Annotated in this window: 24 protein-coding genes; 10 read left to right on the plus strand and 14 right to left on the minus strand. The window is 67.4% G+C overall.

The window, feature by feature from the left end; all coding sequences use genetic code 11:
* Positions 1-165: 165 nt before the first annotated feature.
* The 4 genes from UB43_RS24515 to UB43_RS24530 form a co-directional block, all read right to left on the minus strand.
* Positions 166-864 (minus strand): anaerobic ribonucleoside-triphosphate reductase activating protein, encoded by a 699-nt coding sequence (locus UB43_RS24515; RefSeq protein ID WP_045216429.1) that lies wholly within the window; start codon positions 862-864, stop codon positions 166-168.
* Positions 861-1,007: an anaerobic ribonucleoside-triphosphate reductase gene (gene nrdD, locus UB43_RS24520; protein ID WP_024766965.1), complete on the minus strand. Its 147-nt coding sequence runs from the start codon at positions 1,005-1,007 to the stop codon at positions 861-863. Before nrdD ends, UB43_RS24515 begins: the two co-directional genes overlap by 4 nt.
* 38 nt (positions 1,008-1,045) lie before the next feature.
* Positions 1,046-3,064 (minus strand): ribonucleoside triphosphate reductase, encoded by a 2,019-nt coding sequence (locus UB43_RS24525; protein WP_045216434.1) that lies wholly within the window; start codon positions 3,062-3,064, stop codon positions 1,046-1,048.
* 321 nt (positions 3,065-3,385) lie between these two features.
* Positions 3,386-4,816 carry a PLP-dependent aminotransferase family protein gene (locus UB43_RS24530; RefSeq protein ID WP_045216436.1) on the minus strand — a complete coding sequence of 477 codons (1,431 nt, stop codon included), beginning with the start codon at positions 4,814-4,816 and terminating at the stop codon, positions 3,386-3,388.
* A 264-nt stretch (positions 4,817-5,080) separates the two neighbouring features.
* Between UB43_RS24530 and cbpA the strand changes: the two genes are divergently transcribed.
* Both cbpA and UB43_RS24540 read left to right on the plus strand, forming a co-directional pair.
* On the plus strand, positions 5,081-6,049 hold the full coding sequence (gene cbpA / locus UB43_RS24535; protein ID WP_045216439.1) for a curved DNA-binding protein: 969 nt from the start codon (positions 5,081-5,083) through the stop codon (positions 6,047-6,049).
* Positions 6,046-6,348, plus strand: coding sequence for a chaperone modulator CbpM (locus UB43_RS24540; RefSeq protein WP_045216441.1), 303 nt, complete (start codon positions 6,046-6,048; stop codon positions 6,346-6,348). The genes cbpA and UB43_RS24540 overlap by 4 nt, the downstream gene beginning before the upstream one ends.
* A gap of 4 nt (positions 6,349-6,352) precedes the next feature.
* Here the strand turns inward: UB43_RS24540 and UB43_RS24545 are convergent, their stop codons facing one another.
* Positions 6,353-7,102, minus strand: a complete 750-nt coding sequence (locus UB43_RS24545; protein WP_045216444.1) for a hypothetical protein — start codon at positions 7,100-7,102, stop codon at positions 6,353-6,355.
* A 155-nt stretch (positions 7,103-7,257) separates the two neighbouring features.
* Positions 7,258-7,818, minus strand: coding sequence for an NADPH-dependent FMN reductase (locus tag UB43_RS24550; RefSeq protein ID WP_045216446.1), 561 nt, complete (start codon positions 7,816-7,818; stop codon positions 7,258-7,260).
* Positions 7,819-8,000: 182 nt separating this feature from the next.
* On the opposite strand from UB43_RS24550, the gene UB43_RS24555 reads away from it, so the two are divergent.
* The 3 genes from UB43_RS24555 to UB43_RS24565 are packed head-to-tail and all read left to right on the plus strand — an operon-like array spanning position 8,001 to position 10,112.
* Complete coding sequence (locus UB43_RS24555; RefSeq protein ID WP_045216449.1) at positions 8,001-8,741, plus strand: NAD(P)-dependent oxidoreductase; 741 nt, start codon at positions 8,001-8,003, stop codon at positions 8,739-8,741.
* Positions 8,738-9,244, plus strand: a complete 507-nt coding sequence (locus UB43_RS24560; protein WP_256205305.1) for a cupin domain-containing protein — start codon at positions 8,738-8,740, stop codon at positions 9,242-9,244. Before UB43_RS24555 ends, UB43_RS24560 begins: the two co-directional genes overlap by 4 nt.
* A 22-nt stretch (positions 9,245-9,266) precedes the next feature.
* The gene (locus UB43_RS24565; RefSeq protein WP_045216452.1) at positions 9,267-10,112 is read left to right on the plus strand and encodes an arylamine N-acetyltransferase; all 846 of its coding nucleotides are present in this window, start codon (positions 9,267-9,269) and stop codon (positions 10,110-10,112) included.
* Between the two features lie 6 nt (positions 10,113-10,118).
* Here UB43_RS24565 and UB43_RS24570 read toward each other — a convergent pair whose 3' ends face one another.
* The 7 genes from UB43_RS24570 to UB43_RS24600 all read right to left on the minus strand — a co-directional run bounded on the left by UB43_RS24570 (position 10,119) and on the right by UB43_RS24600 (position 15,480).
* Positions 10,119-10,778 carry a hypothetical protein gene (locus tag UB43_RS24570; RefSeq protein ID WP_156160484.1) on the minus strand — a complete coding sequence of 220 codons (660 nt, stop codon included), beginning with the start codon at positions 10,776-10,778 and terminating at the stop codon, positions 10,119-10,121.
* A 120-nt stretch (positions 10,779-10,898) separates the two neighbouring features.
* A complete protein-coding gene (locus UB43_RS24575; RefSeq protein ID WP_045216457.1) occupies positions 10,899-11,354 on the minus strand; it encodes a DUF2214 family protein in 456 nt (151 codons plus the stop codon).
* A gap of 36 nt (positions 11,355-11,390) precedes the next feature.
* Positions 11,391-12,434, minus strand: a complete 1,044-nt coding sequence (locus tag UB43_RS24580; RefSeq protein ID WP_045216460.1) for a sensor domain-containing diguanylate cyclase — start codon at positions 12,432-12,434, stop codon at positions 11,391-11,393.
* Positions 12,435-12,451: 17 nt separating this feature from the next.
* Positions 12,452-13,801 carry an MATE family efflux transporter gene (locus tag UB43_RS24585; RefSeq protein WP_045216463.1) on the minus strand — a complete coding sequence of 450 codons (1,350 nt, stop codon included), beginning with the start codon at positions 13,799-13,801 and terminating at the stop codon, positions 12,452-12,454.
* Positions 13,802-13,934: 133 nt separating this feature from the next.
* Positions 13,935-14,336 (minus strand): YkgJ family cysteine cluster protein, encoded by a 402-nt coding sequence (locus UB43_RS24590; RefSeq protein ID WP_045216925.1) that lies wholly within the window; start codon positions 14,334-14,336, stop codon positions 13,935-13,937.
* A gap of 104 nt (positions 14,337-14,440) precedes the next feature.
* The gene (idi, locus tag UB43_RS24595; protein WP_045216465.1) at positions 14,441-14,980 is read right to left on the minus strand and encodes an isopentenyl-diphosphate Delta-isomerase; all 540 of its coding nucleotides are present in this window, start codon (positions 14,978-14,980) and stop codon (positions 14,441-14,443) included.
* A gap of 50 nt (positions 14,981-15,030) precedes the next feature.
* A complete protein-coding gene (locus UB43_RS24600) occupies positions 15,031-15,480 on the minus strand; it encodes a DMT family transporter (RefSeq protein WP_017520596.1) in 450 nt (149 codons plus the stop codon).
* Between the two features lie 126 nt (positions 15,481-15,606).
* Between UB43_RS24600 and UB43_RS24605 the strand changes: the two genes are divergently transcribed.
* On the plus strand, positions 15,607-16,008 hold the full coding sequence (locus tag UB43_RS24605) for a polyketide cyclase (RefSeq protein WP_045216472.1): 402 nt from the start codon (positions 15,607-15,609) through the stop codon (positions 16,006-16,008).
* A 170-nt stretch (positions 16,009-16,178) separates the two neighbouring features.
* On the opposite strand, the gene UB43_RS24610 is transcribed toward UB43_RS24605, so the two are convergent.
* Positions 16,179-18,203, minus strand: coding sequence for an NADPH-dependent 2,4-dienoyl-CoA reductase (locus UB43_RS24610; protein ID WP_045216474.1), 2,025 nt, complete (start codon positions 18,201-18,203; stop codon positions 16,179-16,181).
* Positions 18,204-18,394: 191 nt separating this feature from the next.
* Here UB43_RS24610 and UB43_RS24615 point away from each other — a divergent pair, with 191 nt between their 5' ends.
* The 4 genes from UB43_RS24615 to UB43_RS24635 all read left to right on the plus strand — a co-directional run bounded on the left by UB43_RS24615 (position 18,395) and on the right by UB43_RS24635 (position 23,439).
* Positions 18,395-18,583, plus strand: a complete 189-nt coding sequence (locus UB43_RS24615; protein WP_045216476.1) for a hypothetical protein — start codon at positions 18,395-18,397, stop codon at positions 18,581-18,583.
* A 153-nt stretch (positions 18,584-18,736) separates the two neighbouring features.
* A complete protein-coding gene (fdnG, locus tag UB43_RS24625; RefSeq protein ID WP_156160485.1) occupies positions 18,737-21,814 on the plus strand; it encodes a formate dehydrogenase-N subunit alpha in 3,078 nt (1,025 codons plus the stop codon).
* Positions 21,815-21,822: 8 nt separating this feature from the next.
* Positions 21,823-22,755: a formate dehydrogenase subunit beta gene (fdxH, locus tag UB43_RS24630; RefSeq protein ID WP_045216483.1), complete on the plus strand. Its 933-nt coding sequence runs from the start codon at positions 21,823-21,825 to the stop codon at positions 22,753-22,755.
* Positions 22,756-22,812: 57 nt separating this feature from the next.
* Positions 22,813-23,439: a formate dehydrogenase subunit gamma gene (locus UB43_RS24635; protein ID WP_045216486.1), complete on the plus strand. Its 627-nt coding sequence runs from the start codon at positions 22,813-22,815 to the stop codon at positions 23,437-23,439.
* Positions 23,440-23,562: the final 123 nt, after the last annotated feature.

Raw genomic sequence — 23,562 nt, forward strand, 5'->3', positions numbered from 1 at the left:
GGATCGGCTGTCGATGTGATGAAAAGCCCCGCTTCGGCGGGGCTTTTTTCTTGCTCCTGCGAAAGCGCTTGAGGCGGAGTTGAATCGTAGGGGCGCGCCATGCGCGCGATCGCGGGTGTGGTCTGCTCCTACAGGGGAATGCCGAGCGTCAGGAGGTACGGATGTTCACGCGTCGCGCAGTTCGAAGCTTGGGAACAGCGCGTGCAGCTCTCGCCAGAGATCAGGTGCGCCATGGGGCGCGGGCGTGGCGATCAGCTCCGGATCGAGCTGCCGCCCACTGCGGGCCAGTTGCACGACGAAGTTTTCCACACCCATGCCGCGCAACTGCGTTGCCAGCCGGCGCAGGCGCTCCAGGTCGAACAACTGCCAATGCACGGTCGTCCGGCATTCGTGGTCCGCGCCGCTGTCCAGCAACAGCTCCAGGCTGCGCCAGTTGGCTCGTCCGCTGCGCTTCACACCGGTAGTGGCGTCCATGTCCTCGGCCAGTCCCTTCACGTCGAACCCCACCCAGTCCGCCTGGGGCAGTGCTCGGGCAAAGGACTCCGGGCGGATGCCGGCGCTGTGCAGGCCAGCGCGGAAACCCATCTCGCGCACGCTGGCCATGGCCTCCGGTAGCGCGTTCTGCAGAGTCGCCTCGCCGCCACTGAACACCACAGCCTGCAACAGGCCCTGGCGACGGCGGAGGAAGGCGAGGATGTCGTCCCAACCGATTTCCTCTTCGCCGCGCGGCGCAATCAGCTCCGGGTTGTGGCAGTAGCGGCAGCGCCAGGCGCAGCCCTGGCAGAACAGCACGCAGGCGAGCAGGCCGGGGTAGTCGAGGGTGGTCAGGGGCACCAGGCCCCCGACCCTCAGGGTTGCGTTCATCGCGTCTCGCGGAAGTGGCGGCGCTCGCGGTGCTCGGATTGCTTGCCGGCGTTGAAGGCCGACACCGGGCGGTGATAACCCATCACGCGGGTCCACACCTCGCAGCGCTGGCGTTGGCTTTCGGGCAGTTGGTTGGCGGTCATCGGTGGTGCTCCTTTTGCGTGGATGAAGGAATGGGTAATCAGCCGCCGCAGCAACTCCCGGCTGCGGCTTTCTGCAACGCGGCTTCGTCGCACTTCGGGCAGAACTCGTGTTCGCCGGCGAGGTAGCCGTGGACGGGGCAGATGGAGAAGGTCGGCGTTACCGTCAGGTAGGGCAGGCGGAAGCGTCCGAGGGCGGTGCGCACCAGGGTCTTGCAGGCCTCGGCGCTGGAGATGCGCTCGGCCATGTACAGGTGCAGCACGGTGCCGCCGGTGTACTTGCACTGCAGGGCGTCCTGCAGCTCCAGCGCCTCGAACGGATCGTCGGTGAGGCCCACCGGCAACTGCGAGGAGTTGGTGTAGTAGGGCGCGTCCGGCGTGCCGGCCTGGAGGATGTCGGCGTGGCGCTTGCGGTCCTCGCGGGCGAAGCGGTAGGTGGTGCCTTCGGCCGGCGTGGCCTCGAGGTTGTAGAGGTGGCCGCTGTCTTCCTGGAAGCGCACCAGCCGCGCCCGTACATGGTCCAGCAGCTCCAGCGCGATCTGCCGGCCGGCCGCGGTGTGCAGGCCTTCGCGGTCGTCGGTGAAGTTGCGCACCATCTCGTGCAGGCCGTTCACGCCGATGGTGGAGAAGTGGTTGCGCAGGGTGCCGAGGTAGCGCTTGGTGTAGGGGTAAAGCCCGGCATCCATGTGCTGCTGGATGACCTTGCGCTTCACTTCCAGGCTGTCGAAGGCCAGCTCCAGCAGGTAGTCCAGCTGGCGGTAGAGCCCGGCCAGATCACCGCGATGGCGGTAGCCCAGGCGCGCGCAGTTGAGGGTCACCACGCCCAGCGAGCCGGTCTGCTCCGCCGAGCCGAACAGCCCGTTGCCGCGCTTGAGCAGCTCGCGCACGTCCAGTTGCAGGCGGCAGCACATGGAGCGCACCTGGTTGGGCTGCATGTCCGAGTTGAGGAAGTTCTGGAAGTACGGCAGGCCGTAGCGCGCGGTCATCTCGAAGAGGCGCGTGGCGTTGTCGCTGTCCCAGGGGAAGTCGTGGGTGATGTTGTAGGTCGGGATCGGGAAGGTGAACACCCGGCCATGGGCGTCGCCGGCCTGCATCACCTCGATGTAGGCGCGGTTGATCAGGTCCATTTCCGTCTGCAGTTCGCCGTAGGCGAAGGGCATTTCCACGCCGCCGACGTAGGGAATCTGCTCGCGCAGGTCTTCCGGGCAGACCCAGTCGAAGGTCAGGTTGGTGAAGGGCGTCTGGGTGCCCCAGCGCGACGGCACGTTGAGGTTGTAGATGAACTCCTGCAGCGCCTGGCGCACCTGTTGGTAACTTAGGCCGTCCTTGCGCACATAGGGCGCGAGGTAGGTATCGAAGGAACTGAACGCCTGGGCGCCGGCCCACTCGTTCTGCAGCGTGCCGAGGAAGTTGACCATCTGCCCCAGCGCGCTGGACAGGTGCTTCGGCGGCCCGGCCTCGACCCGCCCCGGTACACCGTTGAGGCCTTCGCTGAGCAGGGTGCGCAGCGACCAGCCGGCGCAGTAGCCGGCGAGCATGTCGAGGTCGTGGATGTGCAGGTCCGCCTCGCGATGAGCGACGGCGATGCCCTCGCTGTACACCTCGTCCAGCCAGTAGTTGGCGGTGACCTTGCCCGACACGTTGAGGATCAGCCCGCCCAGGGAGTAACCCTGGTTGGCGTTGGCGCGCACCCGCCAGTCTTCCCGCGACAGGTATTCGTTCATCGAGGCGGCGACGTCCACCAGCGTCTTGCGCTCGCGGCGCAGGCGGCCGTGGCGTTCGCGGTAGACGATGTAGGCGCGTGCGGTGGGGTAGTGGCCGGCTTCCATCAGGGCGCGCTCGACCACGTCCTGCAGCTGTTCCACGTCGAGATCGTTCTGCGCCGGCAGGCGCGCCAGCACGCGGCGGGTCAGCTCCTGTGCGTGGGGCGCGGAGAACTCGCCGCTGGCCTCGCCGGCGGCGGCGATGGCGCGTTCGATCTTGCTCGGGTCGAAGGCTGCGGCGTTGCCATTGCGCTTGCGCAGGCTGGCGGGAAGGGGGGCGGTCCGTGTCAGGGGCATTGGCTTGATTCCACAACATGCTGTGTCTCGACTTATTCAAGACAACAAGATGTTGTGGGAATCTAACGGTATTGTCCGTAGGAAAATTGACCTCGGTCAACGTCGCCTGTCAGTCAATTTTTGCCATCGGAGGTATTGACCGCCGCTCGGTGCGACTCCGCCCGGCAAGCGCGTCAGTTGCCCTGTGACACGTGTCAGGCTGGGTCTCAGGCGCATGCGGTTGGTTCGCGAGCAAGCTCGCTCCTACAGCCCTGGCCGGCGCGCTCTGCGTAGGAGCGAGCTTGCTCGCGAACGGGACTGCGCGCCGAACGCGGGGAGCCTTCAGCCCAGCAATGGCGCCAACCGCTCTGCCAGGCGTCCGGCGAGCTGCTCGTCGGTGACGTTGGTGAAACTCATGAGCAGTGCCGGCTCGCGCCTGGCCTCCACGCACCAGGCGTTCAGCGCTTGCAAACCGAGACCGTCCGCGTGGGCGCGGCGGGCGACGGCGAGGTCATCCTGGTCCAGCGCGCCGATCAGGTGCAGGCCGCCGGGCGTGTCGGCGAAGCGCAGGCGCTCGCCGAGGCGATCCTCCAGCGCGCTGCGCAGCCACTGGCGGCGCTGGGCGTAGAGCGTGCGGGTGCGCTTGAGGTGGCGGGCGAAATGGCCTTCCTGCATGAAGTCACAGAGGGTCGCCTGCAGCAGCTCGGCGCAGCCCGAGGTGAATACCTGCTGGGCGCGCACGAAGTCTTCCACCAGCTCCGCCGGTACCACCAGATAGCCCAGGCGCAGCGCCGGGTAGAGCACCTTGCTGAAGGTGCCGGTGTAGAGCACGCGGCCGGCACGGTCGAGGCTCTTCAGCGCCGGCAGCGGGAAGCCGGCGTAGCGGTACTCGCTGTCGTAGTCGTCCTCGACTATCCACGCGCCGCTGCTGGCAGCCCAGTCCAGCAGGGCCAGGCGCCGCGGCAGGCTGAGGGCGACGCCGGTGGGACTCTGCTGGGAGGGGGTGACCAACGCGAAGCGCGCGTCCGGCGCGCGGGCGATGCCGTCCTCCACGCGCAGGCCATCGGTATCCACCGCGACCGGCACCGGCACGCCGCCGGCCCGGCGCAGCAGTTCGCGGCCGCGCGGGTAGCCGGGGTCTTCGTGCCAGAAGCGCTGGCCGGGCTCCAGCAAAGTGCGGCTGATCAGGTCCAGCGCACCCTGGTAACCCGCGCAGATGAATACCTGTGCCGGGTCGCAGGCGATGCCACGGGAGATGCTCAGGTAGCCCGCCACCGCCTCGCGCAGCGGGCCATAGCCGCAGGGTTCCGGGTACGCCAGCATCGATGCGCTCTGCTGGCGCAGGCGGCGTGCGCACAGGCGCGACCAGAGCGCGCGCGGGAAGGCGTCCAGCGCCGGCACGCCGAGCTGGAAAGGCCGCAGGGCCGGGCCGTGGGCAATCAGGCCGGGCAAGCTGCGTTCCACGGTCGCCGGGGCGATGGCCACGGGCGGTGCGCTCTCGGTGCGGCCGGCGAGTTGCGGGGAGACCACCGTGCCTGCCGGACCGCGCGCCAGCAGATAGCCGTCGCTGGTCAGCAACTGGTAGGCGAGCTCCACCGTGCCGCGCGCCACGCCCAGTTCGCCGGCCAGCCCGCGCACCGGCGGCACGCGCTCGCCCGGCCGCAGTGCACCACGGGTGATGGCGTCGCGGATGCGCTCATAGAGTTGCCGATAGATCGGCAGCTCATGGCTGGGGTCCAGCGGCTGGCGGAACGAATCGGTGGGCGCGCTCATGGCCTGCAGGGTAGGTGAGGAAGTGGGGAAGGTGACTATGCCATGACCGGCATCAAGTCGTCCCGGCAGACCCGATGCAGGATCAGCGTCTAGGCTTGCAGGCAGTGTTGAAAAGCGGGTGCCGCGACTCCATCTGTTATCGCAGAAACCTGTTTTTTCCACCTGTTCGCCTCGCAGTGCGCGCAGCGGCTCCGGCTGCCCGTGCGATTCCCCCGTGTCCCAGGCGCCGACAGGTCCAACGCATGTGAGGAGTGACCGCTACCGATGGAATTCAAGGACTATTACGCGGCGCTCGGGGTCGAACCCGACGCCGACGACAAGGCGATCAAGACCGCCTACCGCAAGCTCGCGCGCAAGTACCATCCGGACGTCAGCAAGGAGCCGGACGCCGAGACGCATTTCAAGGAAGTCTCCGAGGCCTACGAAGTGCTGAAGAGCCCGGAAAAGCGCGCCGAGTACGACGAACTGCGCCGCTACGGCCCGCAGGGGCCGCAGTTCGAGGCGCCGCCCGGCTGGCAGCCGCGTGGCGGCTTCGATGGCCCGCCGCCAGGGCACGAGCAGGACTTCAGCGACTTCTTCGAGCAGATCTTCGGCGCCCGCGCCGGCGGCCCCCAGGGCGGCTTCGGTGGCGCCCGCCAACCGCGCCAGCACCGTGGCCAGGATATCGAGATGGAAGTGCCGCTGTTCCTCGAGGAGACCCTCTCCGGCGAGAGCCGGCCAATCAGCTTCAGCCTGCCCAGCTACGACGAGTACGGTCGCAAGCTGCCGCCGCAGAACAAGACGCTGAACGTGAAGATCCCCGTGGGCACCGCCGACGGCGAACGCATCCGTCTCAAGGGGCAGGGCGCGCCAGGCGTCAACGGCGGGCCGGCGGGCGACCTGTACCTGGTGATTCGCCTGGTACCGCACCCGGTGTTCGATGTCGATGGCCGCGACCTCATCGTCACCGTCCCGGTGGCGCCGTGGGAAGCGGCGCTTGGCGCCAAGGTGGAAGTGCCCACCCTGGGCGGCCGGATCAACCTCGGCATCCCGGCCAACAGCCAGGCCGGTCAGCGCCTGCGCGTCAAGGGCAAGGGCCTGCCGAACAAGGGCGATGCCGCCGCCGGCGATCTCTACGCCGTGCTCAAGGTGGTGATGCCGAAGACGGCGGACGAAGCGACCCGCAAACTCTGGGAAGAACTGGCTGCCAAGGCGGCCTTCGACCCCCGTGCCGAATGGGGTAAACGCGCATGACGACGACAGTGATGGTGGTGGACCTCGACGAGCTCTGCCAGTCGGTGAACCTCCCCCGCGACGTGCTCGTCGAGATCGTCGAGGTGGGCATCGTGGAGCCGCGCGAACAACGCGCCGGGCATTGGCTCTTCGATTACCAGGCGGTCAGCGTGGTGCGCCGTGCCGTGCGCCTGCGCCGCGAGTTCGAGCTGGATTGGCCGGGCATCGCCCTGGCGTTGCGCCTGCTGGACGAGGTCGACGAACTGCGCGCGGAGAACCGTTACCTGCGCCAGCGCCTGGCGCGCCTGCTGGAAGACTAGGCCGCTACTGCGATGCCGCCGCCGTGGCGGCATCCAGCGGGATGAACTGCACCAGGCCGATGATCGGCGCGGCGAGGATGCCTTGCACATAGTTGATGCCGCTGCGTCGCAGGCTTTCGTTGGTCATCTGCGCCAGCAGCTCCAGGCGTCCGGCGATGCGGCCGAACTCGCGCTCGAAGGACAGGTTGCGGCCCTTTTCGCTGATCTCGTTCGATAGCAGTAGGGGCTGCCCCTGGGCGTCTTCGCGGCTGGCCAGCAACCAGGCAGCTACCTCGATGTTCCAGGCGGCATTGGCGGTCTTCTGCGAGTCCAGCCCGCTGAGCAGGTGCTGGGTCGTGGTGCCGCCGTAGAGCTCCATCAGCATGCTGCCCAACCCGTAGATCAGCGTGCCGGCGCGGTCGCCCGTGAAGCTGGCGTCGAAAGCCAGGGGCAGCACGGCGACGGATTTCTGCTCTTTCAGCCCGGCCAGTGGCCTGTCCCCGGTGATGGCGTCCATCACCGCCTTGTGTGCCTCATCGCGGCTGGCGGCGCCGGTCTTCTTCCATTCCCGTGGGTTGCGCTTGTAGAGCTTGTCCAGTAGCAGCGACAGGCTTTCCAGGTTGTCGCGCATGGCCAGGTTGGCGGCCCGGTTGGCGTCGCTCTGCAGCAACTGGCCGGAGCTGAAATCCTCGCCGTGGACGTCTTTCTTCACCGGCGGGGAGCTGCAGGCAGCGAGCAGGGCGAAGGCACAGAGGGCGATGAGGCGCAGCGACATGATCGGTCAAGGCATGGGAATCGGCCCTGAACCATGGCGTGCGGGGCAGGAGGCAGCCAGCTGTTATGGCTGTAATCGGGCCTCGCCTGGAAGCCTGCGACCGGTTGCACAGATTGGCGGGAGAGGGCGCCGGCGCAGGCCGGCGCCGTGAACGATCAGCGCGGCTGGTTCTGTTCGATCCAGCCGGCGAAGGCGTCGATGATGCTCTGCAGGAAGGGCTGGGTCTTCTCGGAGAGCTTGCCGGCCTCGTCGAAGAAGCCGCCGGCACCGCCCAGGTAGGCTTCGGGCTGCTGCAGCACCGGCATGTTGAGGAACACCAGCGACTGGCGCAGGTGGTGGTTGGCGCCGAAGCCGCCGATGGCGCCTGGCGATGCACTGACCACGGCGCAGGGCTTGGCGTTCCAGGCGCTCTTGCCATAGGGGCGCGAGCCGACGTCGATGGCGTTCTTCAGCACGCCGGGCACCGAGCGGTTGTATTCGGGGGTGACGAAGAGCACCGCGTCGGCACGGCCGATGCGCTCGCGGAAGGCGCTGTAGCTGGCGGGCGGGGTGCCCACGTCGAGCTCTTCGTTGTACAGCGGCAGGTCGCCGATCTCCACGATTTCCAGCTTCAGGTTGGCCGGCGCCAGGGCGGCGAATGCCTTGGCGATCTTGCGGTTCAGGGATTCCTTGCGCAGGCTGCCGACAACAACGGCAACATCGAAGACTTGGCTCATGGCGACTCCTAAGGATCGGGGTATTGAGCCGTTTGTTATAGACGATGAGCGTGACATTGCGTGGACATGGATCAAGGTTCGCCAATCATGTCCCAGTCGTTCTGACTGATCTTGGCACTGTGGGGTAGGGCATCGCATCACTAGAGTGGCGACAGGTCCCTGCCAACCGATTCGAGGTTCCCATGTGCATGAAAGTCTTCTTCGCCGGCGCCAGCGGTGCCATCGGCCAGCGTCTGCTGCCGATGCTGCTGGAGCGTGGTTACCAGGTGCTGGCGATCAGTCGCTCCGCGCAGCGAGCCGCCGCCCTGGAAGCCACCGGGGCGCGGGCGCTGGTGCTGGATGTCTACGACGCGCAAGCCCTGAGGGCTGCCATGCTGGCGTTCCAGCCGCGCTGGGTGATCCACCAGCTCACCGACCTGCCGGCTGGCCTCGACCCCGCCCGGATGCCCGCCGCCCAACCGCGCAACGCGCGCGTTCGCCGCGAAGGCACCGCCAACCTGGTAGCGGCGGCCCTCGCCGCTGGCGTCGAGCGCATGGTGGCGCAGAGCATCGCCTGGGCCTACGCGGCGGGCGAGTTGCCGTTGCAGGAGGAGCAACCGCTGGACCTGGGCGCCGAAGGCCCGCGCGCCATCAGTGTTGGCGGTGTCGCCGCGCTCGAAGAGGCGGTACTCGGTGCACGGCCGATGGAGGGCATCGTGTTGCGCTACGGCCGACTCTACGGGCCTGGTACGGGAGCCGATGCGGCGGATCCGAGGCTGGCCGTGCATGTGGACGATGCCGCCCGTGCCGCGCTGCTGGCGCTGGAGTGGGGCGGGCACGGCGCCTACAACATTGCCGAACAGGACATCGAAGTCAGCTCGGCGAGGGCGCGCCATCGTCTGGGATGGCAGCCGGGCTTCCGCCTGGAGGGCGTGCCGACGTGAGCCTCGCCGTGACTTTTGCATCGCGACGTGAGGTAGGCGCCGGGCTGGTGCTGGTCGCGGCCATCGCCGCTGGCGCTTTGCTCTGCAAGCCCTGGTCACGGCCGCTGCCCAGCCTTGCGCAAAGCCACGCCGGGACTTCGGCCGGCGCGCGGCCGAGCACCCAGGTGAAGCGGCTGTCCTGTGAGCCCCTGGCCGACATGCCGGGCAAGGTCGTGACCACGCTGCAGGTGGACTTCCCGCCCAACGGCTATACCCCGGCGCACCGCCATCCCGGCGCGGTGATCGCCATCGTGCTCAGTGGTCAGGTGCGCTCGCAGATGCAGGGCCGGCCGGCGCAGACTTACAGCGCGGGCCAGAGCTGGTTCGAGCCCAGTCGCGAGCTGCACCTGTTTGCCGCAAACCCCAGCGCCAGCGAGCCCGCCCGCCTGCTGGCAGTGATCGTCAGCGACGAGCACTGCGGCCCGCTGGTGATCCCCGAGCCGACCGCTGGCCACCGCCATTGATGCTTCGCGAAAGGAGATTCGCATGACCCCGCTCACCCCCTTCAGCGCTGCCCAGCTCGACGCGACCCTGGCGCGCCTCGGCCTGTCGCCGGAACGTCCCGCGCCGACGCTGGAAAACCTCGACCAGATGATCGTCGCGGCGTTGCATCACCTGCCTTTCGAGAACCTCGACGTGCTGCTCGACCGGCCCATCCTGATCGAGCCGGACGCGGTGTTCGCCAAGGTCGTCGAACATCGACGCGGCGGATACTGCTTCGAGCTGAACAGCCTGTTCGCCCGCCTTCTGGCCAGCCTGGATTACCGCGTGACCTTGCTGGTGGCACGGGTGCGCTGGGGATTGCCGGCGGATGCGCCACTGACGCCGCAGACGCACCTGCTGCTGCGCATCGACCTGCCTGAAGGGCCGCACCTGGTGGATATCGGCTTCGGCGGCCCGGCCTCGCCGAATGCCCTGCCGCTGCGGGTGAACGAAGAGCTGCCCGGTGGCTGGCGTATCAGCGGTGCGGTCGACGAAGAGCTGGAGATGGCCACGCGCTCGGCGTCCGGCTGGCAGACGCTGTACCGCTTCACCCTGGAGGCGCAGCATTGGGCCGACTACGGCATGCGCAACTGGTACACCTCGACCTACCCGCAGAGCGTGTTCCGCAACTCCCTGCGCGTGGCGCTCAGCGAGGAGGGCGAGCGGCTGTCACTGTTCAACGGGCAATTCAGCCGGCGGACGGCGGAAGGTGATGTCGAGCAGTCCAGCATCGCTGACGCGGATGAGCTGCTGGCAGTCCTGCGCCAGCGCTTCCACCTGCAGCCCGCGCCGGGAGAGATCGAGGCCCTGCGCAGGCGGTTGGCGCAGTTGTTGCCGCCGACCAGTTGAGAGGGGTTATTGGCCGGAGGCGGTGACAGTGGCGGGTACGTCGGGTGCCGCACCGATGGCCAGGCGCACGGTACGCCCCGCGAGGTCACTGCGCCGCAGCGTACCGCCCGGCGTGGCGTCGAACCAGCGGCCTTGCAGGTCCGAGGCGCTGCATTGCAGTCGCCGCTCGATGGTGGTGCCGGCCCCGGTCGGCGGGAGCAGCCAGCGGCATTGGCCGTCGAAGATGATTGCCCCCTTGCGCGGCGGCTCCCAGACACTCGCCGGCAGGTGCTCCCGGACTGTCAGGATGGCGACGGCCAGGTCCGGCTGCACGGCGTCATTGGGGTGGACGGCGGACTCGCCGTCGAGCTGGATCTGTATGCGGCTGAGCTGCAGGACGCACCCTTCGGCCCGTGTGCTCAGCGGCACCTGGAAGCTCACTCGCTGCGGTCGCGCTGCATGCCCCGGGGTATTGAACAGGCGATGCCTGAGGTTCTGCCCTGTCGCACCCGGGCAGCTGTTGCCGGCGGACTGGGTGTACTCGGCGTCGCCTGCCAGCTGGAAGTCGCCGGGCAGGTCGGCCTCCAGGGTGAATTCGTCACTGGCGCAGCCGCCCAGGGCCGTGGCAAGCAGGAAGAGGGCCGGGGATGAAGCGCGCCGGATGAGCGTGAGAAGGGGACGGAACATGTAAGGGGCCTGCAGCAGTTGCAACTGCACAGGAGCATCCGCCGATCAGAACGGCGCCTGAATCGGATTGGTCTCCATTGCTTGTAGGAAATTGGCAGACCAGACGGCGTTATCCGCAGTTCAACCGATCATCCCGAAACCGCGTGCCATCAGGCTCGCCAGCAGCGGCAGGATCATCAGCGCCAGCAGCTCCACGCGGATGGTCATGATCACCAGCTTCGCCTGGCGCTCGCTGGGCGCCGGCACACGCCCGGCCTTGAGCTCGTTGCGCCAGTTGAGGAAGGTCATGGTCGGCAGGATCGACAGCAGCGCCACCAGCACGAAAAGGCCGATCTTGGCGTGGAACAGGCTGTTGTGCAGGTAGTAGTCCGTCCCCTTGGCGAACCACACCACCCGCGCCGCGCCGGTCAGCAGCACCACACCGGCGCAGGCGCCGTAGGCCAGGTCGACGATGACCAGGCTGCGCGCCCGCGACAGGTCCAGCGGCAGGCGGAACAGCTGGTGCTCCAGCACCAGCAGGGCGAACAGGATGAAGATCGACAGGTAGTGCAGGTACGCGGCAATGGCTTGGGCCATGGAGGCTTCCTCGGATGGGGCCTTCTTATTGGGGATTCAGGCTTGGGCCAACGACGCGTGGAAAACCACCCGGTTGCGCCCGGCCTGCTTGGCACTGTAAAGCGCGGCGTCGGCGCGTTCCAGTGCCTGGTCGACAGGCTCCTCGCCGGCCAGCAGGGTGCAGCCGATGCTCAGGCTGACCGGCAACGGCCCGCAGGGGAGTTGCACCGGCTCGTGGCCAATCAGCTCGCGCACGCGCTCGGCGATGCGCTGCAGCTCCTCACCGTCCTTCACCTTCAGCAGAGCGACGAACTCTTCGCCGCCCTGGCGCACCAGCAGGTCGTCCGGCCGCAGCGCGGCGCGCAGGCGGCGGGCGCATTCGCAGAGCACCAGGTCGCCGGCGGCGTGGCCGTGCTGGTCGTTGATCGCCTTGAAGTGGTCGAGGTCGGCGTAGAGCACGCCGAGCTGCACGTGGCTCTCCCGCGCCAGGCGGCACTCGCGGTCCTGGAAGGTGTGCAGGCCGCCACGGTTCCACAGCTGGGTCAGCGGGTCGAGCAGGGCCTTGCGCTGCTCGCGGTCCATTTCCACGCGCAGGTCGCGGTTGCTCTGGATCAGCGTGCGCAATTGCAGGTAGCCCTCGGCGAGGGTGGCGAGGTCGCGGAAGTTGGTCTGCTGCGCCTCGGTCATGCTGCGCGGACGCGGGTCGACCATGCACAGGGTACCGATGGCCTGGCCGTTGCCGGCGCGCAACGGTCGCCCGGCGTAGAAGCGGATGTAAGGCGGGCCGAGCACCAGCGGGTTGTCGGCAAAGCGCTCGTCGAGGGTGGCGTCGGGCACCAGCAGGGTGTCCTCGCCGAGGATCGCATAGCCGCAGAAGGATACGTCGCGCGTGGTTTCGCTGGCGTCCAGCCCCACGCGGGCCTTGAACCACTGGCGCTCCTGGTCGATCAGGCTGATCAGCACGGTATCGACCTTCACCAGGTCCTGGGTCAGCTGGACGAGGGTATCCAGGTAATGCTCGGCCGGGGTGTCGAGCAGGTTCATCTCATCCAGGGTCTGCTGACGCAGGGATTCGTCAACGGGAATGGGACAAGCCGGCATGGCATCTCCTCAACAGGTCAGGGGCTGGCAGGCGCCTGCCAGGCATCTTGGCGTGTCAGCTGCCACGCGTAGCCGGCGAGGACCAGCGCGCGCAGCAACATGAAGCATAGGAAGGTTAGCCACAATCCGTGATTTCCCCAGCCCTGCAGCGCGAATCCCAGCGGCAGGCTGGCGGCGCAGGCCAGCAGCATCGCGTTGCGCATCTCGCGGGCGCGGGTGGCGCCGATGAACAGGCCGTCGAGCAGGTAGCTCCACATGCCGATGAGCGGCAGGCAGGCGAGGTAGGGCAGGTACTGGTCGGCGGTGGCGCGCACTTCCGGAATGTCGCTCTGCAGGGCGATGAACAGGTGCCCGAAGACGCTGAAGAAGGCGACGAACAGCAGGCTGGCGATCAGCGACCAGCCGCAGGCGACCACCAGCGATCGGCGCAGGGCGGTGCGGTCGCGGCCGCCGATGGCGTGGCCGCACAGCGCTTCCACGGCGTGGGCCAGGCCATCGAGGGCGTAGGCGGTGACCATCAGGCCGTTGAGCAGCAGCGCGTTGGCCGCCACTGTGGCGTCGCCCAGGCGCGTGCCCTGCACCGTGAGCAGGAAGAACACGCCCTGCAGCGCCAGGCTGCGGATGAAGATGTCGCGGTTGACCATCAGCAGCGGCCGCCAACTGGCCCAGGCGCGCAGGCGTGACCAGTCCGGCAGGCCGGGGAAGCGCAACAGCGCACCACGGGTCAGCGCCAGGCCGAGCAGCGCGCCGCCCCATTCGGCGGTCACCGCGGCCTTTGCCGCGCCGGCCACGCCCCAGCCCAGGCCTAGCACGAACCACAGGCTGAGCACGATGTTGATGAGGTTGGTGGTCAGCAGGATCGCCAGCGGTGCGCGGGCGTTCTGCGTGCCGAGGAACCAGCCGACCAGCGCGTAGGTGGCCAGCGCTGCCGGCAGGCCGAACAGGCGGATGTGGAAGAACTCGCGGGCCAGCACGTCCAGCTCGGGGGATGGGCGCATCAGCTCCAGCGCGGGGCCGGTCAGCGGCACCGCCAGCAGGCTGAGCAGCAGCGCGAGGCCGAGGGCCAGCAGCAGGCCCTGACCGAGAATCCGCCGCAGCGCTCCACCGTCTTCACGCCCGGCCGCCTGGGCGGCGAAGCCGGTGGTACCCATGCGCAGGAAGCCCAGTACGCCGACCAGCAGGGTATAGAGCCCGCCGCCGACGGCCACGGCGCCCAGCTGGTGCGCGTGTGGCAGGTGGCCGATCACCGCGCTGTCGACCAGGGTGACCAGCGGCACGGAGACGTTGGAGAGGATCATCGGCGCGGCGAGCGCCCAGACACGGCGGTGGGTTGGCGAATGCCGCCAGGCTTCGAGCAGGGAATTCATGAGGGGCTCCTGAGCTGGCGCGCAGTATAGCGAGCCACCTCAGGGGCTGTAGGAGCGAGCTTGCTCGCGAACCGCGGAGCAGCTTGCCTTGCAGGTTCGCGAGCCTACGAAAGGCAGAAGGCGCCCTGGGCGCTCAGCCGGTCTTCTTGCGGTAGGCGCAGTAGCCGGGGCGCGGGCCGACCTGCGGGTGGTTGCGGCAGGTGTCCGGGCGCTTGGTGTAGACGGTGCAGAGGCGGGTCTTGCGGTCGAGGAAGTAGCAGTCGCCGTTGCTGGTGCGGGTCAGGGTGAAGATGCCGCTCTTCTGGTTGAAGCGCTCGACGACGCCTTCCTTCAGCAGGCGCTTGGCGATGTTCTTCGCCGGTTCGTCGCGCTCGAATTCATCGACGACGCCGATACGGATCAGGTCGTTGACGTTCACCTCCGCTGGCATGGTGCAGCAGGTGGCGTTGCAGTCCTTGCACAGGCCCGAGGTGTACTTCGCCCAGGTTTCCAGGCGGTCCAGTTCGGCGTTGGCGATCAGCGGTGGTTTTCTCATGGCGGCAAGTCGGTGCGGTAGCGCGAAGGCGCGCATCATAGTGGCCGGCGCGCAGATTTTCTCGGGCTTTCGACGAACAGGGCGGCGACGAACAGCAGGGCGCCCTACAGGGCGGCGATTCCGCCGTTATCGCGCAGATAGTCCCTGAAGGTCGGGTAGCAGATGAGGAACCAGGGCGTGAAACGCTCCGGGTGCGCGGCCATCTCCGCTTCCAGCTCGGCCAGGGCGACGTAGCGGAAGTCGTCGGCCTCTTCCGGATCGGGGTGCGGCGGTTGCTCGTCGACGGCACCGAACAGGTGGCCGTACTCGTGCTCGGTCATGCCGTTGGCCAGTTCCAGGCGATAGCTGAACTCGAACAGCTTGCGCAGCTCGACCTGTACGCCCATTTCCTCGCGCAGCCGGCGTTCGGCAGCGTGCTTCGCGGATTCGTCGGGGTAGGGGTGGCCGCAGCAGGTGTTGCTCCACAGCCCGCCGCAGTGATACTTGCCCGCCGCGCGGCGCTGCAGCAGCAGTTCACCGGCGCGGTTGAACACGTAGACCGAGATGGCACGGTGGCGCAGCCCGAGATGATGGGCCTGGTGTTTTTCCATCGTGCCGGTCGGGTTGTCGTGTTCGTCGACCAGGATCACCTGGATATCGGCCATGGAAATCTCCTGCGGGTGAGCCATCCGTGCTCAGCGTAGACGGATGGCATTCAGCCCTTGCGGATCATCCAGATGCCAACGGCGATGGCGGCCATGCCGGCGATCTTCAGGGCGCTCACTGGGGCTTCCTTGAAACCGGCCCAGCCGAAGTGGTCCAGCGCCAGCGCCATGCCCAGCTGGCCGGCGAGCACCAGCACCATGAACATCAGTGCGCCGACGCGCGGCGCGGCGAAGGCCGCGATGAAGATGAAGAACATCCCCAGGAAGCCGCCGCACCACTGCCACCAGGGCATCCCGCGCATCGCCGCGAGGCTGGGGAATTCGCGGTTGGCCAGGGTCAGCGCGAGCAGGCCGAGCATGCCGACGAAGAAGGAAATCAGCGCGGCGGCCAGCACGCTGGACACCTGCTTGGCCAACTGGCCGTTGATGCCGGCCTGAAGTGGCAGGCAGGCGCCGGCGATCAGCGGCAGGACGAACAACCACCAGGGTGGCGTAGGCATGGGAAACTCCGGAAAGGGTCGGCTAGCAGGGCAGCGAAGGGCTGGCCTGCGGTCGATCGAGAATAGTTAGCCGCGTAGTATGCACCAGTCGGGAGCATCGCTCCCGCCCCGATGGAGGTCCCGACCATGACCACCCGCGCTTCCCGCGTATTGAGCGTCCGCATCGAGCGGCCGCGCGATACTGCCTACGAGTTCCTCGCCGACCCGACGAACTTCCCCTACTGGGCTTCAGGGTTGTGCAGCTCCATCGAACCGCTGGAAGGTGATCTCTGGCTGGCGCAGACGCCCCAGGGCCCCATGCGCGTGCGCTTCTCGCCGCGCAATGGGTTCGGCGTGCTCGACCACGACGTGCTGCCCGAACAGGCGCCGGCCATTCATATCCCGCTGCGGTTGATCGCCAACGGCGATGGCTGCGAGTTGCAGTTGACCCTGCTGCGCCAGCCGCAGATGGACGACGCCACCTTCGAGCGCGATGCGCAGTGGGTGGAGCGCGACCTGCAGGCGATCAAGGTGTTGCTGGAGGGGTGACTGCTCGGACCTGCAGGAGCGCCTATGGGCGCGAGCCCAGGATCGGATTCCAGCGCCGCCTCGAGCGATCGCGGATGAATCCGCTCCTACCCACATGCTGAACCTGGTGCAGGAGTGGACGCCGTCCGTGATGGGCCTCCGGCCACGCCAGAGCATCCTGGATAACGTCATTACAGCCGCGCCGCCAGCTCTGCACCCTCGCGGATCGCCCGCTTGGCATCCAGCTCCCGCGCCACGCTGGCGCCGCCGATGACGTGGTAGCGCAGGTTCTGCGCCGCCAGCGTCGGCTGCAGTTCCAGCAGCGGCTCCTGCCCGGCGCAGATCACCACGTTGTCGACCGCCAGGCACTGCTCCTGGCCGTCGATGCGCAGGTGCAGGCCGTCATCGTCGATGCGCAGGTATTCCACGCCGCCCAGCATGCGCACGCCGTGATGCTTGAGGTGCGCGCGGTGCACCCAGCCGCTGGTTTTGCCCAGCCCGGCGCCGGGCTGGCCGGCCTTGCGTTGCAGCAGCCAGAGTTGCCGCCGTGGGGCGGCGGCGACTGGCGGAATCAGCCCACCGCCGGTGGCGTTGTCCAGGTCGATGCCCCACTGGCCGAGCCACTCGCCCAGCGGCTGCGGGCCGTCGCGTTCGGTCAGCAGGAAGCTGGCGACGTCGAAGCCGATGCCGCCGGCGCCGACCAGTGCGACCTTCTCGCCCACCGCTGCGCCGCGCAGCACGTCGAGGTAGCTGAGCACCTTGGCGTGGCCGATTCCGGGAATCGACGGCGTGCGCGGCTGGATGCCGGTGGCGACTATCACCTCGTCGTACTCGCCGCTCAGTTCGCCGCGCCGGATGCGCCGGCCCAGTTGCACCTCGACACCCAGTTCGCCCAGGCGTACGGCGAAGTAGCGCAGCGTCTCGTGGAATTCCTCCTTGCCCGGCACGCGCTTGGCCAGGTTGAACTGCCCGCCGATCTCCCCGGCGGCTTCGAACAGAGTCACCCGGTGCCCGCGCTCGGCGGCGACGCAGGCGGCGGACAGCCCGGCCGGCCCCGCGCCGATCACCGCGATGCGCTTGTGAACGCGTGCCTTGCGGTAGCGCAGCTCGGTCTCGAAGGCTGCGCGTGGATTGACCAGGCAACTGGCGCGGCGGTTGGCGAAGGCGTGGTCCAGGCAGGCCTGGTTGCAGGCGATGCAGGTGTTGATCGAGTCCGCGCGCCCGGCGGCGGCCTTCTCCACGAACTGCGGGTCGGCCAGCAGCGGCCGGGCCATGGAGACGAGATCGGCGTGGCCCTCGGCGAGCAGCCGCTCGGCGACTTCCGGCGTGTTGATGCGGTTGCTGGCGATCACCGGCACGCGCAGTTCGCGGCGCAGGCGCGCGGTGACGTCGGCGAAGGCGGCGCGCGGCACCGAGGTGACGATGGTCGGCACCCGCGATTCGTGCCAGCCGACCCCGGTGTTGAGCAGGTCGATCCCAGCGCCTTCGAGGGCTCGCGCCACGGTGCGCACCTCATCCCAGCTGTTGCCGCCGTCCACCAGGTCGAGCAGCGACAGGCGGTAGCTGATCACGAAGCGCTCGCCCAGCGCGCGGCGGGTGCGGCGGACGATCTCCAGCGGCAGGCGCATGCGGTTGCCCAGGTCGCCGCCCCAGCGGTCCTGGCGCTGGTTGGTGCGCGGGCAGAGGAACTGGTTCAGCAGGTAGCCTTCGCTGCCCATGATCTCCACGCCGTCGTAGCCGGCGGCGTGGGCGAGCTTGGCGCAGCGCACGAAGGCGGCAATGGTGCGCAGGATGCCGCGCTCGGAGAGCTCGCGCGGGGCGAACCAGCTGATCGGCGACTTCACCGGCGAGGCCGAGACCACCAGCGGGTGATAGCCGTAGCGTCCGGCATGGAGAATCTGCAGCAGGATGCGCCCGCCCTCGCGGTGCACCGCCTGGGTCAGGCGCCGGTGCGCCGGCACCTGCATTCCGCTGGTGAGGCTGCTGCCCAGCGGCAGCAGCCAGCCTTCGCGGTTGGGCGCAAAGCCGCCGGTGATGATCAGCCCGACACCGCCGCGTGCCCGCTCGCGGTAGTAGGCGGCGAGCTTGCCGAAGTCCCACAGGCGGTCTTCCAGGCCGGTGTGCATCGAGCCCATCACCACGCGGTTGCGCAGTTGAATCGGGCCCAGGTCGAGTGGGGCGAGCAGGTGAGGGTAGGGCGAGGCGGCGGACGACATGGAAGCGCTCTTGGGCAATCAGGTCCTGCCACCCTAACGGGCTGGCGGTGGGGCGGTTAACGGCCCGGCTGCCGTGCCGTTCGGGCATTTCGGTCAAGCGCTTCGGTTGACAGGAGCGCCACAGCTTCCAGACTGAAACCCATGGCAGGGCTGCAAGGCCCCGATCGCAGGCTGAAGTGACGGAGGTCGTCATGAAAGCGATAAGAACAAGACACGCGCGCCATTACCTGCTCGCTGCCCTCATCGGCGTGGCGCTGCTCGGGCTGCATGAATCCCTGCAGCCGGAGCGCGCGCAATCCGCCTGTCGCCCCGACGGCGACAGTATCTCCTGCGCCTACCCGCCCATTGCCCATTTGGGGGTACTTGGCAGTGCGTTCTGAGTGACGTACTGACGCGCGTCAATGCGCCGCAAACCGCCGGCGTGCATGGTCTGCCCCGCTCAAAGCTGGCGCATTGCGCCCGCTTGGCTATCTTTTAAGCAGCAAGGGTCCGGCCATGCACCGGACGTACGCTGCCTGATCAGGAGACGCACGATGGATATGAACCGTCGGCAATTTTTCAAGGTCTGCGCCGTGGGCCTTGGAGGATCGAGCCTGGCGGCACTCGGGATGGCACCCCCGGATGCATTCGCCGACCAGATCCGCCATTTCAAGCTTGCGCGCACCGTCGAGACCCGCAACACCTGTCCGTACTGCTCGGTCGGTTGCGGCATCCTCCTGTACAGCCAGGGTGATGCGGCGAAGAACGTTGCGCAGAACATCATCCACATCGAGGGTGATTCCGATCACCCGGTCAACCGCGGCACGCTCTGCCCCAAAGGCGCCGGCCTGCTCGACTTCGTCCACAGCCCCAACCGCCTGAAGTACCCGCAGATTCGCGAAGCGGGTTCGTCGGAGTGGAAGCGCATCGGCTGGGACGAGGCGCTGGACCGCATCGCCAAGCTGGTGAAGGAAGACCGCGACGCCAACTTCATCGAGAAGAACGCCCAGGGCCAGACGGTGAACCGCTGGCTGACCACCGGCTTCCTGGCCGCGTCGGCGTCTTCCAACGAAGCCGGCTACATCACCCACAAGGTGGTTCGTTCTCTCGGCGTACTGGCGTTCGACAACCAAGCGCGTGTCTGACACGGCCCGACGGTGGCAAGTCTTGCCCCGACGTTTGGCCGTGGAGCCATGACCAACCATTGGACCGACATCAAGAATGCCGATCTGATCCTGATCATGGGCGGAAACGCCGCTGAAGCGCACCCGTGCGGCTTCAAGTGGGTGACCGAAGCCAAGGCGCACAACAAGGCGCGCCTGCTGGTGGTCGACCCGCGATTCACCCGTTCCGCCTCGGTGGCCGACTACTACGCGCCCATCCGCACCGGCACGGACATCGCCTTCCTCGGCGGCCTGATCAACTTCCTGCTGGAAAACGACAGGTACCAGAAGGAATACGTGCACAACTACACCGACGTCTCCTTCATCGTGAAGGAAGGCTTCGGCTTCGACGACGGCCTGTTCAACGGCTACGACGCGGAGAAGCGCACCTACCCGGACAAGTCGTCCTGGCAGTACGAAATCGGCGAGGACGGTTTCGCCAAGGTCGACCCGACCCTGACGCACCCGCGCTGCGTGTTCAACCTGATGAAGCAGCACTACAGCCGCTATACGCCGGACGTGGTGAGCAACATCTGCGGCACGCCCAAGGACATGATGCTCAAGGTGTGGGAAGAGATTTCCACCACCGCGGCGCCGACCAAGGTCATGACCATCATGTACGCCCTGGGCTGGACCCAGCACTCGGTGGGCGCGCAGATGATCCGCACCGGCGCGATGGTCCAGTTGCTGCTGGGCAACATCGGCATGCCCGGCGGCGGCATGAACGCCCTGCGCGGCCACTCCAACATCCAGGGGCTGACCGACCTGGGGCTGCTGTCCAACTCGCTGCCCGGCTACATGACCCTGGCCGGCGATGCCGAGCAGGACTTCACCGCCTACCTCGCCAAGCGCACGTCCAAGCCGCTGCGTCCGGGGCAGTTGTCCTATTGGCAGAACTATCCCAAGTTCCACGTCAGCCTGATGAAGTCCTGGTTCGGCAAGTCCGCGACCAAGGAAAACAACTGGTGCTATGACTGGCTGCCCAAGCTGGACATGCCCGGCGCCGGCTACGACGTGCTGCGCTACTTCGACATGATGTACCAGGGCAAGGTCAACGGTTACTTCTGCCAGGGCTTCAACCCCATCGCCTCGTTCCCCAACAAGGCCAAGGTCAGCGCTGCGCTGGCCAAGCTGAAGTGGATGGTGGTGATGGACCCGCTGGCCACCGAAACCTCCGAGTTCTGGCGCAACGCCGGCGAGCACAACGACGTCGACACCAAGTCCATCCAGACCACGGTGTTCCGCCTGCCCACCAGCTGCTTCGCCGAGGAAGATGGCTCCATCGTCAACTCCGGCCGCTGGCTGCAGTGGCACTGGAAGGGCGCCGAGCCACCGGGTGAAGCGCGTACCGACATCGCCATCATGAGCGGCCTGCTGCATCGCCTGCAGGCGGCCTATCGCAAGGATGGCGGCGCCTTCCCCGACCCGATCCTGGGGCTCGACTGGCCGTACCTGACGCCGGACGAACCGACTCCGGAAGAGATCGCCAAGGAGTACAACGGCAAGGCGCTGGCCGACCTGATCGACCCGAACAACGGCATGGTCCTGGCGAAAGCCGGCGAGCAGCTTCCGGCCTTCGCGCTGCTGCGCGATGACGGCAGCACCGCCAGCGGCTGCTGGATCTTCGCCGGTTCCTGGACGCAGCAGGGCAACCAGATGGGCCGGCGCGACAACAGCGACCCCTATGCCATGGGCCAGACCCTGGGCTGGGCCTGGGCGTGGCCGGCCAACCGGCGCATCCTCTACAACCGCGCCTCGGCGGATGTCAGCGGCAAGCCGTGGGACCCGGTGAAGAAGCGTCTGGTGTGGTGGAACGGCAAGGCGTGGGGCGGCACCGACATCCCGGACTTCAAGGCCGATTCGGCGCCGGAAGCGGGGATGAACCCGTTCATCATGAACCCCGAAGGCGTGGCGCGTTTCTTCGCCGTCGACAAGATGGCCGAAGGTCCTTTCCCCGAGCACTACGAGCCGTTCGAGACGCCGATTGGCGTCAACCCGCTGCACAAGAACCCGCAGGCGATCAGCAGCCCTGCGGCGCGGGTGTTCAAGAACGACATGGAGCTGTTCGGCACGGCGAAGGAGTTCCCCTACGCCGCCACGACCTACCGGCTCACCGAGCACTTCCACTTCTGGACCAAGCATTGCCGCCTGAATGCCATCGTCCAGCCGGAACAGTTCGTCGAGATCGGCGAGGCGCTGGCGAAGGAGCTCGGCATCAAGGCCGGCGACCGCGTGAAGGTGTCCTCCAACCGCGGCTTCATCAAGGCCGTGGCGGTGGTGACCAAGCGTATCCGTCCGCTGCAGGTCAACGGCCAGACCGTGCACCACGTGGGCATCCCCCTGCACTGGGGCTTCTCGGGCGTGGCGCGCAACGGCTACCTGACCAATACCCTGACCCCCTTCGTGGGCGATGGGAATACGCAGACGCCGGAGTTCAAGTCCTTCCTCGTCAACGTGGAAAAGGCGTGAGGTGAAGCATGAGTAGTCAAGACATCTACGCCCGCTCCGCCACGACCTTGCCGTCACCCTCGGTGCGCCACGAGCAGGAAGTGGCCAAGCTGATCGACGTGTCCAAGTGCATCGGTTGCAAGGCGTGCCAGGTCGCCTGCTCGGAATGGAACGAGCTGCGCGACGAGGTGGGCCACAACCACGGCACCTACGACAACCCGATCGACCTCACGGACCAGTCCTGGACGGTCATGCGCTTCACCGAGCATGAGAACCCGGCCGGCAACCTGGAGTGGCTGATCCGCAAGGACGGCTGCATGCACTGTGAGGAGCCCGGCTGCCTGAAGGCCTGCCCGAGCCCCGGCGCGATCGTGAAGTACGCCAACGGCATCGTCGACTTCAACCAGGACCACTGCATCGGCTGCGGCTACTGCATCACCGGCTGCCCGTTCAATATCCCGCGCATCTCGCAGAAGGACCACAAGGCGTACAAGTGCACCCTGTGTTCCGACCGCGTGGCGGTGGGCATGGAGCCGGCCTGCGTGAAGACCTGCCCGACCGGCGCCATCGTCTTCGGCACCAAGGAGGACATGAAGGAGCATGCCGCCGAGCGCATCGAAGACCTGAAATCCCGTGGCTTCGAGCACGCCGGCCTGTATGACCCTGAAGGCGTGGGCGGCACGCACGTCATGTACGTGCTGCACCACAATGACCAGCCCTCGCTGTACGCCGGCCTGCCCGACAAGCCGGCCATCAGCCCGATGGTCAGCCTGTGGAAAGGCCTGACCAAGCCGCTGGGCCTGCTGGCCATGGCGGGCGTGGTGCTGGCCGGGTTCTTCCACTACACCCGCATCGGCCCCAACCGGGTCGAAGAGGACGAGGAAGACGGACCCGACCCGCAGGCGCCGGTGCACAAGGTCGACCCTTCGGTGCATGACTACGATCCGCGCGATCCCCGCTGACTGACTTCCGCCGTCCTCGCGAGGACGGTGGATTAGGGCAGCAAGGAGCCCGACGACATGAAAAAAGATATCCAGCGTTACAACGCCAACGAACGGAGCAACCACTGGATGGTGGCTATCCTGTTCTTCCTCGCCGGCCTCTCGGGGCTGGCGCTGTTCCACCCGGCCATGTTCTGGCTGACCAACCTGTTCGGCGGCGGCCCATGGACGCGCATTCTCCATCCCTTCCTCGGGGTGGCGATGTTCCTGTTCTTCCTCGGCCTGGTGATCCGCTTCGCCCACCACAACCTGGTGGAAAAGCGCGATGTGCAATGGCTCAAGCAATGGCGCGACGTGGTCACCAACCGCGAGGAAAACCTCCCGGAAGTGGGCCGCTACAACGCCGGGCAGAAGCTGCTGTTCTGGACCCTGCTGCTGTGCATGCTGGTGCTGCTGGTGACCGGCTTCGTGATGTGGCGGGCGTACTTCAGCCACCTGTTCGGCATCGACCTCATCCGCATCGCCTCGCTGCTGCATGCCTTCGCCGCCTTCGTACTCATCTGCAGCATCCTGGTGCACATCTACGCCGGCATCTGGGTGAAGGGCTCGATGGGTGCCATGCTCTACGGCTGGGTTAGCCGTGGCTGGGCGCGCAAGCACCACGCCGCCTGGCTCAAGGACGTGGACAAGGGCAAGGGCCACTGACCGTCGACGTAGCCGCCGGCTGAGGTCAGTGCATCCGTCGGCACGAACCATCCCCTCTCCCTTAAGGGAGAGGGCTAGGGAGAGGGGCTGTTCAGGCCCCGCTCCGAACCCAACAAGGAGTCC

This window comes from Pseudomonas sp. 21 (genome assembly GCF_000955805.1).
Lineage (GTDB): Bacteria > Pseudomonadota > Gammaproteobacteria > Pseudomonadales > Pseudomonadaceae > Pseudomonas.

What these genes read in the sequence shown, in the direction of transcription:
- UB43_RS24565 (WP_045216452.1), top strand. Translation starts at nt 9,267, where the DNA reads ATGACCCCGCTCACCCCCTTCAGCGCTGCCCAGCTCGACGCGACCCTG.
- UB43_RS24580 (WP_045216460.1), bottom strand. Translation starts at nt 12,434, where the DNA reads ATGCCGGCTTGTCCCATTCCCGTTGACGAATCCCTGCGTCAGCAGACC.
- UB43_RS24635 (WP_045216486.1), top strand. Translation starts at nt 22,813, where the DNA reads ATGAAAAAAGATATCCAGCGTTACAACGCCAACGAACGGAGCAACCAC.
- UB43_RS24515 (WP_045216429.1), bottom strand. Translation starts at nt 864, where the DNA reads ATGAACGCAACCCTGAGGGTCGGGGGCCTGGTGCCCCTGACCACCCTC.
- UB43_RS24615 (WP_045216476.1), top strand. Translation starts at nt 18,395, where the DNA reads ATGAAAGCGATAAGAACAAGACACGCGCGCCATTACCTGCTCGCTGCC.
- fdxH (WP_045216483.1), top strand. Translation starts at nt 21,823, where the DNA reads ATGAGTAGTCAAGACATCTACGCCCGCTCCGCCACGACCTTGCCGTCA.
- UB43_RS24590 (WP_045216925.1), bottom strand. Translation starts at nt 14,336, where the DNA reads ATGAGAAAACCACCGCTGATCGCCAACGCCGAACTGGACCGCCTGGAA.
- UB43_RS24570 (WP_156160484.1), bottom strand. Translation starts at nt 10,778, where the DNA reads ATGTTCCGTCCCCTTCTCACGCTCATCCGGCGCGCTTCATCCCCGGCC.
- UB43_RS24575 (WP_045216457.1), bottom strand. Translation starts at nt 11,354, where the DNA reads ATGGCCCAAGCCATTGCCGCGTACCTGCACTACCTGTCGATCTTCATC.
- UB43_RS24605 (WP_045216472.1), top strand. Translation starts at nt 15,607, where the DNA reads ATGACCACCCGCGCTTCCCGCGTATTGAGCGTCCGCATCGAGCGGCCG.
- UB43_RS24610 (WP_045216474.1), bottom strand. Translation starts at nt 18,203, where the DNA reads ATGTCGTCCGCCGCCTCGCCCTACCCTCACCTGCTCGCCCCACTCGAC.
- cbpA (WP_045216439.1), top strand. Translation starts at nt 5,081, where the DNA reads ATGGAATTCAAGGACTATTACGCGGCGCTCGGGGTCGAACCCGACGCC.
- UB43_RS24600 (WP_017520596.1), bottom strand. Translation starts at nt 15,480, where the DNA reads ATGCCTACGCCACCCTGGTGGTTGTTCGTCCTGCCGCTGATCGCCGGC.
- idi (WP_045216465.1), bottom strand. Translation starts at nt 14,980, where the DNA reads ATGGCCGATATCCAGGTGATCCTGGTCGACGAACACGACAACCCGACC.
- UB43_RS24530 (WP_045216436.1), bottom strand. Translation starts at nt 4,816, where the DNA reads ATGAGCGCGCCCACCGATTCGTTCCGCCAGCCGCTGGACCCCAGCCAT.
- UB43_RS24525 (WP_045216434.1), bottom strand. Translation starts at nt 3,064, where the DNA reads ATGCCCCTGACACGGACCGCCCCCCTTCCCGCCAGCCTGCGCAAGCGC.
- UB43_RS24540 (WP_045216441.1), top strand. Translation starts at nt 6,046, where the DNA reads ATGACGACGACAGTGATGGTGGTGGACCTCGACGAGCTCTGCCAGTCG.
- UB43_RS24555 (WP_045216449.1), top strand. Translation starts at nt 8,001, where the DNA reads ATGTGCATGAAAGTCTTCTTCGCCGGCGCCAGCGGTGCCATCGGCCAG.
- UB43_RS24545 (WP_045216444.1), bottom strand. Translation starts at nt 7,102, where the DNA reads ATGTCGCTGCGCCTCATCGCCCTCTGTGCCTTCGCCCTGCTCGCTGCC.
- UB43_RS24550 (WP_045216446.1), bottom strand. Translation starts at nt 7,818, where the DNA reads ATGAGCCAAGTCTTCGATGTTGCCGTTGTTGTCGGCAGCCTGCGCAAG.
- nrdD (WP_024766965.1), bottom strand. Translation starts at nt 1,007, where the DNA reads ATGACCGCCAACCAACTGCCCGAAAGCCAACGCCAGCGCTGCGAGGTG.
- UB43_RS24585 (WP_045216463.1), bottom strand. Translation starts at nt 13,801, where the DNA reads ATGAATTCCCTGCTCGAAGCCTGGCGGCATTCGCCAACCCACCGCCGT.